Origin of the sequence: Cognatundibacterium squillarum, from assembly GCF_014652435.1 — a bacterium.
Taxonomy (GTDB): domain Bacteria; phylum Pseudomonadota; class Gammaproteobacteria; order Burkholderiales; family Burkholderiaceae_D; genus Undibacterium; species Undibacterium squillarum.
The window spans coordinates 107,767-123,423 of record NZ_BMYU01000009.1; the positions used below are offsets into that span (position 1 = coordinate 107,767).

Genomic DNA, 15,657 nt, shown 5'->3' on the forward strand with positions numbered 1-15,657 from the left:
GCGGGTCTCCATCCGTTTCAAAATTTAAAGGTTTGACGATAAAAAATTCACTACATCCTGCAAGCTATTGCCCGTGCCCTGCGGCAATACACCCAGTTCTTCCGCCGGTGCCTGCTGGCGGTTCACCCAGAATGTGGTGTAACCGAACCAGCCTGCACCGCAGGCATCCCAGCCATTCGCTGACACAAACAGAATGTCCCGCGCTGCCAGCCCCAGCACATCCGGACCCATCTGATAGACCTCCGGTGCCGTTTTATATTTCTGTACGCTGTCTGCCGACAACACATGATGAAAGTAGCTGCGCAATCCCGCGGCTTCCAGTGCGGACTGCAGCATCGGCGTGGTGCCGTTCGATAAAATCGCCAGCGTCAGCGGCATCGTCCGCAGTTGCTGTAATACCTGTTCGCATTCGGGAAACACCGGCAAACGGGCGTATTCCCCCATCAGCGCGTTCTGCGCTTCGATATTCAGCGCCAGCCCGAGTTTGCGGCAGCTGAATACCAGTGCATCCTGCGTGACTTCCCAAAATGGCTTATACATACAACACATGGTGCGCAACTGGGTGTACTCAATCTGCTTAGTGCGCCACAATTGTGCGAGTGCCGTTCCTGCACCGGGATAAAAACGTTCCGCCGTGGACGCCAGCGCGTAGACATCAAATAAGGTGCCGTAAGCATCAAAAATCACTGCACGTGCCGGCATAAGCTTCACCTTTATCCTGGTAATCGTTGCGTTCCACTACAGTATATTCAATCAAAACCAACATAAAGAGGGAGATTTATCACTTTATCTTTTACTTTTACGCAAAAATAAGAAAAATATGCAGTTCATAACAAAAACAAAGAACACTTTGGGGGAATCCACGAGATGGATCAGTTCAAACAAATCAGCACTTTTGCTGAGGTTGCGTCACGAGGCAGCCTGTCAGCAGCGGCGCGGGCGGAAGGCGTGGCACCGGCCATGATCAGCCGCCGGCTGGACGCATTAGAAGAAAGACTCGGTGTCAAACTCTTACAACGCACCACCCGTAAAATTGCCCTGACACACGAGGGCAGTTCATTTCTTGAAGATTGTCAGCGCATTCTGGCCGAACTGGAGGAGGCAGAAGCGCAGGTATCGGAACGCAGTGCCACTGCCAGCGGCGCACTGACCATATCCGCACCGGCCGGTTTCGGGCGTCAGCATGTGGCACCGCTGATTCCCGCATTTCTGGATTTGCATCCGGGCTTAGAGCTGACTCTGAGCCTGAACGACCGTGTGGTGGATCTGATCGGTGAAGGCATCGACGTGGCGATTCGCATCGCCGCGCTCAGCGACTCCAACCTGATAGGCGTAAAGCTGGCCGATAACAAACGGGTCGTCGTCGCTTCGCCGGATTATCTGAGCAAACACGGCAGACCGCGCACGCTGGACGATCTGATGTCGCACAATTGTCTGGCCTTTAGTGCGGACGGCAGCCAGCGCGGCTGGACTTTCCGGCAGAACGGCAAAAATGTGACGATCAAAGTCGAAGGAAATATGGTCTGCAACGATGGCGAAGTGCTGCACGACTGGGCGCTGGCCGGACGCGGTCTGGCGTGGCGCTCGATGTGGGAAGTCGGCACCGAAATCGAATCCGGCAAGCTGGTTACCGTGCTCGATGAATTCACTGCACCGGGCAATGATATTTACGCGATTTTTGCCCAGCGCCGGCATTTGCCATTCCGCATCCGTGCTTTCATCGACTTTTTACGGCAGGCCTATGCGCTGCCGGATTACTGGCGCAAATAAGCTGCACTGAATCAGCGATCCGGCAAGCTGTGGTTTCAGGACTGTGTCTTCGCACAGCATTTACACAGCCATTACTATGCAGCTGTCGTCATCAGGTATTTCCGGAGGCCCAGACTTTCTGCCGACGACCGCCGGATCGCTATGCCAGAATCCGCATTTAAGGCATTTTCAGGCAATTTCCGGCTGCGTTGCGCGCTTTTGTTTGCCCCTCCGCTAACCGCCTGATACTGACAGCGAAGCCTCTGGAAATTCTGACGCACAGACCACAATAAAGCCGACACCTTCAGCGCAGCTAATCCGCAAAACAAAAGCGCCGTTTTCAGTACAGAAAACGGCGCTTTCTTATCATTGAATAATGTTGCTTTACTGCACAAACTTACCGGCACAAACCGGCAACCAGGTCAGAACTCTTCCCAGTCGCCACCATCATCTTTTGGTTTAGATGCCGGAATCGATTTCACTGCCGGACGGGCCGCCGGTTTTGCTGCGGTACGCGCTGCAGGCTTCACAGCCGGTGCGGCTGCAATAATGGGTTCCGCTGCAGAGCGGTCGAAGTCGTAACTCTGACCCTGTTCCACTTTGAAAATACCGACAGCCTGATTCAGCAGATTAGCCTGTTCGCGCATACTGCCGGCTGCTGCCGCGGCCTCTTCCACCAGTGCCGCATTTTGCTGTGTCGATTCATCCATTTTGGTCACAGCCTGATTTACCTGCTGGATACCATCACGCTGCTCCGCACTGGCGGCAGTGATTTCCGCCATGATGTCCGCCACACTCTTAATCGAGGTGACGATCTCATCCATGGTTTTACCGGCGTTATCCACCAGCGCTGCACCCTCTTCGACTTTCTCTACCGACGTGCCGATCAGTTCTTTGATCTCTTTCGCTGCGCCCGCTGAACGCTGCGCCAGACTACGCACTTCACTCGCCACCACCGCGAAACCACGGCCCTGTTCACCCGCACGTGCCGCTTCCACCGCAGCATTCAGCGCCAGAATATTGGTCTGGAATGCAATGCCGTCAATCACGCCGATAATATCGACAATTTTTTGCGAGCTTTCCTTAATAGACGCCATGGTGTGCACCACATTGCCCACCACCTGACCACCACGGGTTGCCACTTCCGAAGCGCGTACCGCCAGCGTATTTGCCTGACGTGCATTGTCAGCATTTTGCTGCACAGTAGATGTCAATTCTTCCATCGAGGAAGCAGTTTCTTCCAGGCTGGCAGCCTGTTGTTCGGTACGGGAAGACAAATCCATATTGCCTTCTGCAATTTCCTGTGCCGACACTGCTATCGAACCACTGCTCTGACGTACCATCGTCACGGTCTGCACCAGCGACTGACGCATATTTTCCAGACCGGAAATCAGTTCGCCCATTTCGTCCTTAGATTCCGGACGCAGCTGCTGCGTCAGATCGCCGTCACCAATGGATTTGAACTGACGCAGTGCCTGATGCAACGGGTGAGAAATTGCGCGTAACAGGAAATGCGCAGAGATAAATACGGCGATAAGACCACCCAATACGCCCAACACATCCACCCATACAAACACTTTAAAAAACTGGCGGGTATCGTCATACATGTCATGCACAACTTTGACCTGATAGTCATTCAGTGCAGACACTTTATCAGCATAAGCAGAATATGACTTCGCAGCGATCTCCATATTGATCGCATCTGCTTCGTCACGGTTTCCGGCTTTCAGCGCGGACACCATTTTATCGAAATCCTTGAGGTAAGCTTCACGTGCTGCGACCGTTTCATCGGACAACTTCTTTTCTTCCGGCGTTTGCGGCAGCTTCAGGTAATCCTGCATTGCCTTATCCGATTGCTCCTTGAATTTCACAGAGCGGTCAAGGTTTTCTTTAAAGTTCGGATGCTCAGGGTGCGCAATCGCACGGTCGATAGCGGTCCGGGAACGCAGCAGTGCCACGCGGGAATTCGCCAGCATTTCCATCGATGGCATCTGGTTCGTTAAGATTTCCTCAATAATACCGTTGCCGTTGCGCACACCGGCCATCCCCATCAGTCCCCCGATGACCAGCATCACGGCCATAAAAGACATTGTGGCAATCAGCCGCATGCGAATTGTCAGATTAAACATATGCAGTTTTCCTGTAATGATTTTCTATAGAGCAACACGGAGGATACAAACTTCTTACCAAAAAGTCTTGATAATGAACAATAGCACTGAAATCAAATTATGCTCAATACGACATCTTTGCGATTGTGTGTTTTGTCAGACGAATTCCTGCGTAATACTCAAGCAACAGGCGAAAAAAAATCCCCGCGAATGCGAGGATTTTTTATTCAGCGTATCGACTGTAAGAATTACAGTGGAACGATGTTAGAAGCTTGCTTGCCTTTAGGGCCAGTAGTTACTTCGAAAGAAACGCGTTGGTTTTCTTTCAGAGATTTGAAGCCGTTAGACTGGATCGCGGAGAAGTGCGCGAACAGGTCTTCGCCACCTTCATCAGGTGTAATGAAACCGAAACCTTTTGCATCGTTAAACCATTTAACAGTACCTTGTGCCATGATATTTCCAAAAAAATTGAGTTGAGGCAAATGCCCAAAATCGTTTCAACCTCAGTAAGAAATGACAGACCGATACTGCAAAACCACTTTGAATTTCAACGACGAATCCGATTATACGCACATTTATTCCGGCTAAGTCAAATAAAACAGTTAAAGTTGATCCAAATGTCGCATTTCATAGCCAAAAGTTTAAATGTCCGATTCAGAAACGTTAATTTGATGACATTTAACGCAAGGGCCCCAGACCAAACCGGGGCGCCCGTTTTTCAGCAAATGCACGTATGCCTTCCTGAAAATCCGGCGAAGCAGCAAGACTTGCCATCGCCTCGGTTTCCATCGCCATTTGCTGTTCAATACTGTTGTTCTGAGACGCCAGTAACAGTTTTTTAAGGGCGGAAACACATTGTGGCGGCGCCCGCAGAATCCGCGCTGCCATCTTCTCCAGTACATCGTTTAACTGTTCATCCGGTACAACCAGATTTATAAGCCCGGCTGCTTGCAACTCTTCCGGCGTCAGATTTTCTGCCAGCAACAGCCATTGTAATGCCTGACGGTAACCCGCCAGCCGCGGCAGCCACCAGCTCATCGCACCGTCAGGCCCCGAAGCAAAGCGCATATAACCGGTGTTAAACCGTGTGAACTGCGCAGCAATCACCATATCGGCGAAGTTCATCATCGCAAAACTGGAGCCACCGACATAGCCATGCACGCCCGCAATCATGATGGCAGGCAATTGTTGCAAGCGCAGCATAGCCGCAGAAAACACGGCAGTCGCCTCTGCCAGCCGCCGCGGCTGCACTCCTCCCTCCTGCGCCAGCCCGCGCAAATCGCCGCCCGCACCAAAGACTTCGCCTTCCGCTTTCAGCAAAATCACGCGCAGACCGGCTCTTTCGCCAAGCTCATGGGAAATTTGTTCCAGCTGACGGATTTGCGCTTCACCCAGCGCATTCATCCTTGCCGGATGGGAGATCAGGATGCGTGCGACCTGATCCTGCATTTCAAGACGGATACTCATAGCGAACTCCTGCAATCTGTGGATGACGCTGAACAGCGTCTCCCCTCATGCTAGGAGATCAAAAGTAATCCGAATGTGAACTGATGTTAAACTCGCAGCTACGGCTTCAGGCTTTGCCGTGCAGAATAAATGCGGCTGCCCCTGTCGCAATGCGTACACCTTCCTGATCGTGCATTTGCATCAGCACATTGGCCACCCGCCGGCCTAAGCGCGTAACTTCAGCAGATGCAATAAACACCTCACCACGCGCAGGCTTCAGAAAGTCGATACGCAAATCAATTGTGCTCATTTGCGCGAATTCCGCGACCTGTTCCATCGCTGTCTGACGTGGTGTCTGCTGCGCCATTTTGAGCAGGACGCCAACTGCACCGATGCTGTCGAGCACCGAAGCAATCACACCGCCGTGCAGCATGCCCTGAGAGAAATTCCCTATCAGCTCAGGCTGCTTGTGTATTGTTAATTTCGGATGATCTGCGTTCAGATCGGTCAGCTTCATGCCCAGTAACTTGCAGAAAGGAATTTTCTCTTCCAGCACATGATGTAAATACTGATGAAATTCCGCATTGGTATGCATATCTTTTTAATTAATAAGATGTTGAAGGATATTGACTGGCCTGATCAATGCAGCAGGAGCTGACCGGCTTACAACAAACATATACAGCAAGTATGCGGATGTACTTTGCATTCCGGTTTTGTCCGCGCATAATCGCTGATCCGATATGAATAACAAGCTGACAAACATGCACGTGAAGACCGGATTACTGACGCTCAGCCTTCTTTTGTCACAAGCTGTGTTTGCGCAGGAAACCGGCATGCAGCCGGAGCTGCGCTGCAAGGTTACCTATGCCAGCACCACTGTCAGTCTTCAGACGCACATCGTTGTTGACCCGTATTCCGTACCGGAAACCGACATCGAAGGCCGTTTCCGCTTTAAAGCCGTGATGGTCGGCAAACCCGGAAAAATCGATTACATCAAACTGTACGCCTATCTGCAGCGCGATGGCGGCGATATTCCGGTGCATCAGGCCAGCTATACAGGGCCGTTTGCCTACAGCCCGCAAGTATATAAGCTCACGCCGGATAATCTGCTGTACGCCGGCGAATTAGAGCGCATCCTTCAGTACGCCTGCGATTTATACAACCCGCCGCAGTAAGCGACAGCCCGCCGTCATCAGCACACCACCGTTATCTGAATTCCCGCGATGAAAAAACACTTATTCACACGCCTTTGCGCTGGTTTGTTACTGGCTGGACTGACCGGCACCGCAGTCAGCGCCGACCATTCCCCGCTACCGCAGGAAAAAGGACTGACTTTGCTGTTTGCCGGCGACATCGTACCGGATGGCATTCCGGGCAATATGATGAAAAAAGGCCGCGATCCGCTGCGCGGTGTCAGCGACATCCTGACCTCTACCGATCTGCGTATCGGCAATCTGGAAAGTGTGGTGTCGCTGCGTGGTGAACGTGGTCGCAAGATTTTTACCTTCCGCGCCCATCCTGTCACACTGAAATTACTGAAGCCGTATTTCGAGGTGCTATCTGTTGCCAATAACCATTCCGGTGATTTTGGCAAAACGGCGTTTCTGGATACGCTGGAACATACGCGCAAAGCGGGATTCATGACCGTGGGTGGCGGAAAAAATCTGCGTGACGCGCATCAGCCTCTCATCATCGAAAAACAGGGTTTGCGGATTGCTATTCTCGCCTACAACGAATTTATGCCGCGCAGTTTTGAAGCCACCTCAGACACGCCCGGAGTGGCCTGGAGCGAAGATGAACAGGTAATTCTGGATATCCGCCACGCTATTGAACAGCAGCGCGCTGATATTGTGATTCCGTTCATGCACTGGGGCTGGGAAAACGAGCGTGTCGCTAGCAAAAGGCAACGGGAACTCGCTTACAAAATGATTGATGCCGGCGCTACTGCGGTCGTCGGCGGCCATCCGCATGTGACGCAGGAGACCGAAATTTACCGTGGCAAACCGATTATTTACAGCCTCGGCAATTTTCTGATCGATTCGCTGGACAATGAACCGCAAACCCGTGGCTGGATTGCACGTCTGGAAATTGACCGCCAAGGTGTGATTGCCTTTGATACCAAACCGGTCAGACTGAACCAGCGCGGCATTCCGGCATTCATGCCGGCACAGTCCAGCCCTTGCTGGCATCGCGGACTGGCGGTACCCGCCGTCTGCACTTCCGCCTCTGCTGCATGGATCAGGCCGGGGACTTCCGCTTTGCCAGCGGAACCTGCAACGCCAGCGCAGTAAGTGGGGTGGCAACGCAGGGCAGTATCCAGCCCTCGGCTTTTTCATCCGGACTTAGGCCTGGCCAGTCAATCAGATAACGGACCTCACCCGCCTGCTTACGGCACATGCAGGCCCGGCAGGTACCGTTGCGGCAGGAACTTGGCATAGTAATGTGCTGACGCAATGCCGCCAGCAACACGGTCTCGCCTTCTTGCACCCCGAAGTGCAGACCGGATGGCAGCAGCATTACTTGATGCGTGTCAGGATTTTCTTGGATTTGCATTTCTTACCTTGCTCTTTTGCTTTCTGCGAACTAGAACGGGAACAGTTTCACTTTCTCTGGTGTCGTCATGAATCCTGTGTACGCCGCATCCCCGCGTTCCACCTATCACGGTCCTGAACGCAGACAACAATACAGCCCGGCATTTATTCTGATAGAGCTGGACCCGCGCGAAGTCATCGATGGCGAAATTATTGAAGGTCAGTATATGACGCCTGATACCGACGCTGCCGGTTACATGCGCGAACATTGCCCTTACTGCCCGGAATCATCGCTGCAATTACTGCTGAAATACCGGCACGTACGACGAACGCACTTGTTCTGCGCGCATTGTACCCGCTGCTTTGATGCCTTACATCCGGATGGCAGCTCAGCACTGGCGACTGCTGCACTGATGCTGTAATACCGCACTCCGGAGCAACGGCGAACAGCAACGTATCCGTATGGAAAAGGCGCTTAACTGTGCGGAAATCGTCATCTGTGATTTTGTGACGGCCGGAGTTTCTGCCGACGACCGCCGGATCGCTGTGCCAGAATCCGCATTCCGGTCAAAAACCGGCCTGAAACGGAGCCCCATCCGGCGTCCGGTCTGCGTCCGGCGCACTTCCGGCAAACGGAATCTGCCGGACAAACGATGAAGTGAAAACATTTTCCTGCACCGGCATCGCCATCCTGCGTTTTCTAAAGACATAGACAGACATAAAAAAACACCGCGTCCTGAATCAGGAAGCGGTGTTTTTGTCTTTCGCAGCGCTACGGCAAGATGCCGCTGCGTTACGGTAATACAGGGTTTGCTTAAACCACAGATTGCAAACGCATTGCGATACCCATATCGCCAGCAACCTTCAGTTTACCCATCATGAAGCCGTTCATCGGGTTCAGCTGACCAGTCAGCAATGCGCCCAGATCCGCCAGTGCGATGGTGATGGTGCAGGCTGCATCGTTGTTGTCGTTGCTGACAACGTTAGGTACGGTAGTTGCGTCAACAAATACTACGCCGTCCGCGCCGCAATCAAATTTCAGGGTTGCGTTCAGGCCGCTGTCGTTACCAACTTTCGTGCGAATTGCTTCTGTACATGCTTGCAGATCCATTGTCGTCTCCTCAATCAGATTATTAACCGCGCGCAACTGTAGCATGTGGCCGACTGGAGGGACAATACTAGAACTTTCGCCTCGTATTCATCCCTGTCCGAGAACACCTGCTGCCACAACACCGGCACTTTACAGGTCGTAACTGTCTTTCTGCCCCTGCATGACCTGATCCACCATTTTGCGGCTCAGTGTCGGATTCAGTAATTCGATAAAGGTGTAGACATAACTGCGCAGATACGCACCCTGTTTCAGCGCGACGCGGGAAACATTCATACCGAACAAATGTCCGGCCGGAATCGCACGCAAATGTTTATCGCGCTCAGCGTCGAACGCCATACCGGCGATAATGCCGACCCCCAGCCCCAGTTCCACATAGGTTTTGATCACGTCGGCATCAATCGCTTCCAGCAAAATATCCGGTTTCAGGTTACGCACCTGAAATGCATGGTCCAGTCGCGTGCGTCCGGCGAATGCAGCGTCATACGTGACCAGCGGATAATGCGCCAAATCTTCCAGCGTCAGATGTTTCAGCTTCAGCAGCGGATGATCCGGCGCGACCACCACCACATGCTCCCACTGATAATACGGCAGCGAAATCAAACCGTCGTAACCGGCGATGGCTTCTGTCGCAATCACCAGATCTGCCTGATCGCGCATCACCATGTCTGCAATCTGACGCGGATTCCCCTGCAGCAGCGACAGTCTGACCTTAGGATACTTTTGCATGAAGGCATGTACCACTTTCGGCAAAGCATAGCGCGCTTGCGTATGTGTGGTCGCAATCGTGAAACTGCCGCTATCCTGTGCAGCATATTCTTTACCGATACGCTTTAAGCCATCAATTTCCTGCATGATCAGCTCAACCGATTTCAGCACTGCACGGCCAGGTTCAGTCAGGCCGCGAATCCGCTTGCCGTGACGGGTAAAAATATCGATCCCCAGTTCTTCTTCCAGCTCAATAATGGCTTTGGAAACCCCGGGCTGGGATGTGAACAGCGCTTTTGCCGCCTCGGTCAGATTGAAATTCTGACGCACCGCTTCGCGCACAAATCGTAACTGATGCAGGTTCATCGCAAACTTGCCTCCCTCATCTGCTTAAAATGCCAATTCAACATGCAAATCAGGCACAATGCCGGATATAACAAGCTTCATTATTCGCATTTCTGTTAGTTTTTCATATTCGATATAGCATATCAGCATATAAGCCATATGGCAGACATTTTATGAATCTCCGATCCGGCAAATTGCAATTTTTTCGCAAAGTCCTTCTTTGCTGCACTGGCTTTCTGTTCCTGCTGCCAGCTGTCACCGCGCAGGCAGAAAGCCTGACCGTACAACACAGTATTAAAAAACATCCGAAAGTCTGCCTTGCCTTATCCGGCGGTGGCGCACGCGGTTTTGCACATATCGGAGTGCTGAAAAAACTGGAGGAAATGCGGATTCCGGTTGACTGCATTGCGGGTACCAGCATGGGCGCAGTGATCGGTGGTTTGTACGCTTCCGGCTTATCTGCCAGCGAAATTGAAAAACGACTCGCGCAAACAAAACTGAATGATGTGGCGCTGGACCGCGTTGACCGCCGCATTCAGCCGCAATCCATCAGAGAAGAAGACGAACAGTATCCGCTGGGCGCAACGCTGGGTGTCAGCGCCAACGGCGTGCGCCTTCCTGCCGGTGTGGTGCAGGCCAATCAGTTTCAGGAATTAATTCAGAACTGGACTTCGCATCTGGCACCCGATTTACCGTTTGACCGCTTGCCGATTCCTTTCCGCGCCGTGGCAACCGATCTGGAAACCGGGCAAATGGTGGTGTTCGATAAAGGTCCTCTGCACAAGGCAATTCGCGCCAGTATGGCAGCGCCCGGTGTATTCGCGCCGACCGAAATCGACGGACGCTTGCTGGCGGATGGTGGTCTGGTGAAAAATCTGCCGGTAGACATTGCGCGGGAAATGGGCGCAGATGTCATCATCGCCGTCAACATCGGCACCCCGCTGCTGCCGCGCGACAAACTGCAAACTCTGTTCAGTGTCAGTCAGCAAATGATTAATATTCTGACCGAGCAAAACGTTGAGGCACAAAAAAAGCTGATCATCGCCGGCAATGACATTCTGATTGAACCGGATCTCGGTGATATCGGTTTTATGGATTTTGGCCGCGCCCGTGATGCCATTCAGATCGGGGAAAATGCCGCCATCCGGAAACAAGCGTTTCTGTCTGCGCTGGCGGTGCCGGAATATGTGCACAACGTGAATGCCCGTGTCCGCGAAAACACCATGCTGCGGCCGGTACAGATCAGTTTCGTTGAGATCGAAAATGATGCAGCGATTCCGGTGGATGATATCCGCCGTCAGCTAGGCATCAGTACCGGTGAGTTTTACGTGGCTGACGATATCAACCGCAAACTGACCGAACTGAACAGCCGCCGCGAATTTGACAGCATCAGCCATGAGCTGGTGCAAAAAGGTGATGAATACGGCGTGAAGATCAAAACCAAGGGCAAAAACTGGGGACCGCATTTCCTGCGCTTCGGCCTCAGTCTGTCCAGCGGTTTTGATGGTGCCGGTGGTTATCGTCTGCAAGTCGGGCATCGCCGTCCGTGGCTGACGGAAGGCGGACTTGAATGGCGCAATGATGCTGAGTTCGGCAATGTGCTGAAGTTACGCAGCGAACTGCGCCAGCCTTTATACGAGCGCGAAGGAATGTATCTCGCACCGTTTGCAGAGTTTTCTGATTCTTCGCTGAATTATTACCGTGAAGATGTCCGTCTGGCGGAATACAGCCTGCGCACTGAACGGGCCGGTATCGAACTGGCGATACCGCTCGGTGTACGCAGTACGCTGGGCGAAGCGCGTATCGGTCTGAATTTCAACAGCTACCGCGTTTCGCCAAAACTGGGGGGCATTCTGATCGGTTCAGCAAATGACCCGACCATCACCAGCATTTCGAATGCGCTGCCGCAGGCCACCTTGCAGCAGTTCGGTCTGAAAACCGGTTTCGTGATTGACCAGCTCAGCGATCCGGCATTTCCGCGTGAAGGTTATAAAGTGGAATCGTCGCTGTTCATCGGACTGGATGGCTCGCATCAGAAGTTTCAGGAATTGTCGGCCAGCGGTCTGTGGGCAGCCAGCCGCGGTAACCACAGCCTGAATCTGAAAATCAGCGCTGCCGGTTTATTTCAGTCCGATACCAGTCAGGCACGCGGTGTCGGGTCTTTCCTCGGCGGCTTCCAGAAACTTACGGCGTATCAGCAGGATCAGTTCGTCGGTAACTATATGCTGTACGGCAGCGCCACTTATCTGCTGCGTGCGGTAAATTTTGAAATGGCGGGACAAAGCCTGTTCCTGGGTACGTCGGTGGAAGCGGGACAAGCCTGGAATGAGCGCAAGGAATATTCGCCGAATAATATGCGCAAGAGCATCAGCGTATTTACCGGTGTCAACAGCTTCCTTGGCCCTTTATATCTGGGGTTTGCTGTTGGTCAGAATGGTGCGAAGAATATTTTCTTCCAGCTCGGCAAACAAACCGATCCGCTGCACTGATACAGCGCTGGACGCATTTCATCCTGTTTCAGAAATGCGTCCCGCTATTTTTAAGGCAGGTTACGCTTGTCAGTTACAGTGATTCAACAATCGCTGTGTCAATGGCCCCGAACACGGACTTACCGGCTTTATCAAGCATCTCGATTTTCAGTAAATCCCCGTGGCGCAGAAAGCTGCTGCGGTATTCTCCGGTTGCCGCTTTTTCCAGCGCCCGTTTTTCTGCCAGACAGCCGACACCGCGCGTGGTTTGCGCATCCGTCACTACCCCGCCGCTGATCAGTGTGCCGTTCACTACCGCGCTGTGCAGTGACAGATACGACAGTAATTGCGGAAACGAGAATGCCATACCACCTGCATCCGGTTGCCCGATCAGATTCCCGTTCCAGCTGATTCTGACCGGCAGTGACACTTTCCCCTCACGCCAGTGTTCGCCCAGTTCATCCGGCGTCACCAGCACCGGCGCCAGCGTCGTCCCGGCATCTGCCAGCGAGAAATGCGTCGTTTCCTGCAGGCTGGCTGCGTGCAGACGCCACTGACAACCCAGACCAATCAGACGGATTTGCTCAAATGCCGCCGCAATACTGCTGCCCTGCTCTGCATCACCGCTCAGCACCAGAATCTCCGCAGAAAAATCCAGTTCTGCCTGTTCTGACATTAACAGCAAATCTTCTGCCGGTGCGCGCATCAGATCGCTGCGGCTCTCGGTGATGAACGGCAAGCCAGCGGCAGTCTTCTGTGACTGCCCTGCCAGCACGCGCTCTGCAAAGGCAGGATACGTCTGGGCTGTGAATTTACGGAATGCGCGCGGCAGCGGTGCCATGCAGGCGCCCGCTTTCCACTCGAAGCTGTGTGCAGCTTTGCCGCTGTTCAGTTTCTGATACAGCGCTTCCAGTTGCGGACTGATAAAACCCCAGTCATCCAGCGCAGCCTGCAGCGTCGGCGCAATATCATGCGCGATGCAGGCAGTTTTCAAGTCGCGTGCCACGACGATCAGTTGTCCGTTACGGGACCCATCATTCAACGTTGCCAGTTTCATTTTGTACTCACTGAAAATTCTGCTTTATTCGGTCAGACCGCATTGTCCGTGCAGGACGCTGCCGAATGCAAGACACAATTGTGCGGAACTAATCGCCGCCAGTTCAGCCAAACGCATCACATTTACCACCTCCGTGGCGGACAAACTGTGCCGACCCAGTGGTGGCCGATACGTTTTCGCACGAAATCACCACAGAAAACGGCATAAATCCCCAAAAAATCCCTACAATCGCCAGCTATCAGAAAAATACGGCATAACAATGATATTCCGACACACCACCTTATCCCTTTTGCTGGCAAGCGCCGGTTTGCTTTTCGTTCAGACACCTGCGAACGCGACCACCGCGGCAACCGCAACACCGACTGCAAAAAAACAGTCTGCACAACAAATCCGGCTCGCTGAACTGGCAGAAGACTATTACCAGAAGTCACTGGAACTGAATCCGATCAGTGCGACTGAGCAAGGTGAACATCGCTACGATGATCGCCTGCCAATGACGCTGACACCCGAAGTACGCGCACAGGAACTGGCGTTTTACAAAAAACTGCATGCAGATTTGAGCCGCATTCAGCGTCAGCAATTAAATGTGCAGGAAAAGCAGACACTGGACATCATGCTGTTTGAAACCGAAGCAGCGCTGAAGCTGTCTGCGTTTCCTGATCATCTGATGCCGGTCAACCAGATGGACAGCATTCCGCTGACACTGGCGCATTTTGCCGGTGGTCAGAGCGCACAACCGCTGAAAACGCCGGAGCAATACCGGACTTTCCTGAAGCGTTTACAGCAATTCCCGGCATGGCTGCAGGCGGCACAAGCCAATATGCAGGAAGGTATGCAACGCAAAGTCGTGTTACCGAAAGCGCTGGTCATTTCAATGCTGCCGCAATACGAGCACATGGTGACGGCACAGCCGGAAGACCATCCTTACTTTGCGCCGCTGAAGCAGTTTCCGGAACAGTTCAGCGCGCAGGATAAACAGCAACTGACCAGCGAATACCGCGAGGCGCTGAAACAACAGATTATTCCCGCGCTGGCGCAATTCCTGCAATTCCTGAAAACGACCTATCTGCCAGCGGCACGCACCAGCACTGGCTGGGCTGATCTGCCGGACGGAAAACGCTGGTACAACACCTGGGCACAAGTGCAGACCACGACCAGCCTGACACCGGAAGCGATTCACCAGACTGGCCTGAAAGAAGTCGCGCGTATTCAGTCTGAATACGCCAAACTTGGCCCGCAACTGGGTTACAAAGGCGAAGCGAAGGCTTTCCCTGCATGGATGGAAGCACAAACCACTTACAAACCGTTTAAAACGGAAAAAGAAGTGCTGGATGCCTATCTGCAGATTGATGCCTATGTCCGCAAAAAACTGCCGGACTACTTCGGCAAAATTCCGAAAGCAGTACTGGAAATTCGTCCTGAGCCGGAAATCAGTCGCGCTACGGCATCGGACCACTACAGCTCTCCTGCGCTGGATGGCTCCCGTCCCGGCGTGTTCTGGGCAGTGATCAATAATCCGGCCGACTATGCCACCACCGGTATGAAAACCCTGTATCTGCATGAAGGCCAGCCGGGGCATCATTTCCATTTAGCTTTCCTGCAGGAACTGGATTTACCGAAATTCCGCCGCGTCGGTGGCAATACCGCTTACACCGAAGGCTGGGCGCTGTATTCGGAAACGCTGGGTAAAGAAATGGGCTTGTTCGAGAATGACCCTGCCTCTTACTACGGCCATCTGAGCGATGAAATGCTGCGCGCGACCCGTCTGGTGGTGGATACCGGTATGCATGCGAAAGGCTGGACCCGTGAGCAAGGCATTCAGTATCTGCAGGAAACACTCGGCTACACCGAAGCCGCTTCACGTCAGGCGATTGAACGCTACATGGCGTGGCCGGGTCAGGCACTCGGTTACAAAGTCGGCTCACTGAAAATCATGGAATTGCGCAAACGGGCAGAAAAAGAGCTGGGTGCAAAATTCAGTCTGAAAGCCTTTCATGATGCAGTGCTGAGCGACGGCACACTGCCGCTGGCTTTGCTGGAAAAGAAAATGTTGCTGTGGATTGCAACGCAAAAGGCGGCAGGCTGAAGTTTCTTGTAACTTTTGTTACCGCCGGATTGACCAGAAATCTGAAGTCTT

15 protein-coding genes are annotated in these 15,657 nt (G+C 52.9%); 6 read left to right on the forward strand and 9 right to left on the reverse strand.

Annotated features, from left to right (window positions below; translation table 11 throughout):
- Positions 1-24: 24 nt before the first annotated feature.
- Complete coding sequence (locus IE092_RS16095; RefSeq protein WP_189358250.1) at positions 25-702, reverse strand: haloacid dehalogenase type II; 678 nt, start codon at positions 700-702, stop codon at positions 25-27.
- A 165-nt stretch (positions 703-867) separates the two neighbouring features.
- Between IE092_RS16095 and IE092_RS16100 the strand changes: the two genes are divergently transcribed.
- Complete coding sequence (locus tag IE092_RS16100) at positions 868-1,770, forward strand: LysR family transcriptional regulator (RefSeq protein WP_189358252.1); 903 nt, start codon at positions 868-870, stop codon at positions 1,768-1,770.
- Positions 1,771-2,171: 401 nt separating this feature from the next.
- Here the strand turns inward: IE092_RS16100 and IE092_RS18965 are convergent, their stop codons facing one another.
- The 4 genes from IE092_RS18965 to IE092_RS16120 all read right to left on the reverse strand — a co-directional run bounded on the left by IE092_RS18965 (position 2,172) and on the right by IE092_RS16120 (position 5,898).
- Positions 2,172-3,878: a methyl-accepting chemotaxis protein gene (locus tag IE092_RS18965; protein ID WP_268249283.1), complete on the reverse strand. Its 1,707-nt coding sequence runs from the start codon at positions 3,876-3,878 to the stop codon at positions 2,172-2,174.
- A 227-nt stretch (positions 3,879-4,105) separates the two neighbouring features.
- The gene (locus IE092_RS16110) at positions 4,106-4,309 is read right to left on the reverse strand and encodes a cold-shock protein (protein ID WP_189358254.1); all 204 of its coding nucleotides are present in this window, start codon (positions 4,307-4,309) and stop codon (positions 4,106-4,108) included.
- Positions 4,310-4,535: 226 nt separating this feature from the next.
- The gene (locus tag IE092_RS16115; RefSeq protein WP_189358256.1) at positions 4,536-5,324 is read right to left on the reverse strand and encodes an enoyl-CoA hydratase/isomerase family protein; all 789 of its coding nucleotides are present in this window, start codon (positions 5,322-5,324) and stop codon (positions 4,536-4,538) included.
- Between the two features lie 106 nt (positions 5,325-5,430).
- Positions 5,431-5,898 carry a thioesterase family protein gene (locus tag IE092_RS16120; protein ID WP_189358257.1) on the reverse strand — a complete coding sequence of 156 codons (468 nt, stop codon included), beginning with the start codon at positions 5,896-5,898 and terminating at the stop codon, positions 5,431-5,433.
- 145 nt (positions 5,899-6,043) lie between these two features.
- Between IE092_RS16120 and IE092_RS16125 the strand changes: the two genes are divergently transcribed.
- Positions 6,044-6,478: a hypothetical protein gene (locus IE092_RS16125; protein WP_229793213.1), complete on the forward strand. Its 435-nt coding sequence runs from the start codon at positions 6,044-6,046 to the stop codon at positions 6,476-6,478.
- Between the two features lie 48 nt (positions 6,479-6,526).
- A complete protein-coding gene (locus IE092_RS16130) occupies positions 6,527-7,594 on the forward strand; it encodes a CapA family protein (protein WP_189358260.1) in 1,068 nt (355 codons plus the stop codon).
- Here IE092_RS16130 and IE092_RS16135 read toward each other — a convergent pair.
- Complete coding sequence (locus tag IE092_RS16135) at positions 7,542-7,856, reverse strand: 2Fe-2S iron-sulfur cluster-binding protein (protein WP_189358261.1); 315 nt, start codon at positions 7,854-7,856, stop codon at positions 7,542-7,544. The two genes, IE092_RS16130 and IE092_RS16135, sit on opposite strands and share 53 nt — an antisense overlap.
- 67 nt (positions 7,857-7,923) lie before the next feature.
- Between IE092_RS16135 and IE092_RS16140 the strand changes: the two genes are divergently transcribed.
- Positions 7,924-8,256 carry a hypothetical protein gene (locus IE092_RS16140; RefSeq protein ID WP_189358263.1) on the forward strand — a complete coding sequence of 111 codons (333 nt, stop codon included), beginning with the start codon at positions 7,924-7,926 and terminating at the stop codon, positions 8,254-8,256.
- Between the two features lie 392 nt (positions 8,257-8,648).
- On the opposite strand, the gene IE092_RS16145 is transcribed toward IE092_RS16140, so the two are convergent.
- A complete protein-coding gene (locus tag IE092_RS16145) occupies positions 8,649-8,945 on the reverse strand; it encodes an SCP2 sterol-binding domain-containing protein (protein WP_189358265.1) in 297 nt (98 codons plus the stop codon).
- Between the two features lie 129 nt (positions 8,946-9,074).
- On the reverse strand, positions 9,075-10,016 hold the full coding sequence (locus tag IE092_RS16150; protein ID WP_189358267.1) for a CysB family HTH-type transcriptional regulator: 942 nt from the start codon (positions 10,014-10,016) through the stop codon (positions 9,075-9,077).
- A gap of 152 nt (positions 10,017-10,168) precedes the next feature.
- Here IE092_RS16150 and IE092_RS16155 point away from each other — a divergent pair, with 152 nt between their 5' ends.
- The gene (locus IE092_RS16155) at positions 10,169-12,484 is read left to right on the forward strand and encodes a patatin-like phospholipase family protein (protein WP_189358269.1); all 2,316 of its coding nucleotides are present in this window, start codon (positions 10,169-10,171) and stop codon (positions 12,482-12,484) included.
- Positions 12,485-12,557: 73 nt separating this feature from the next.
- Here IE092_RS16155 and IE092_RS16160 read toward each other — a convergent pair whose 3' ends face one another.
- Positions 12,558-13,520, reverse strand: coding sequence for a fumarylacetoacetate hydrolase family protein (locus IE092_RS16160; RefSeq protein WP_189358271.1), 963 nt, complete (start codon positions 13,518-13,520; stop codon positions 12,558-12,560).
- A 259-nt stretch (positions 13,521-13,779) separates the two neighbouring features.
- Here IE092_RS16160 and IE092_RS16165 point away from each other — a divergent pair, with 259 nt between their 5' ends.
- The gene (locus tag IE092_RS16165; protein WP_189358273.1) at positions 13,780-15,606 is read left to right on the forward strand and encodes a DUF885 domain-containing protein; all 1,827 of its coding nucleotides are present in this window, start codon (positions 13,780-13,782) and stop codon (positions 15,604-15,606) included.
- The last annotated feature ends 51 nt before the right edge of the window (positions 15,607-15,657 follow it).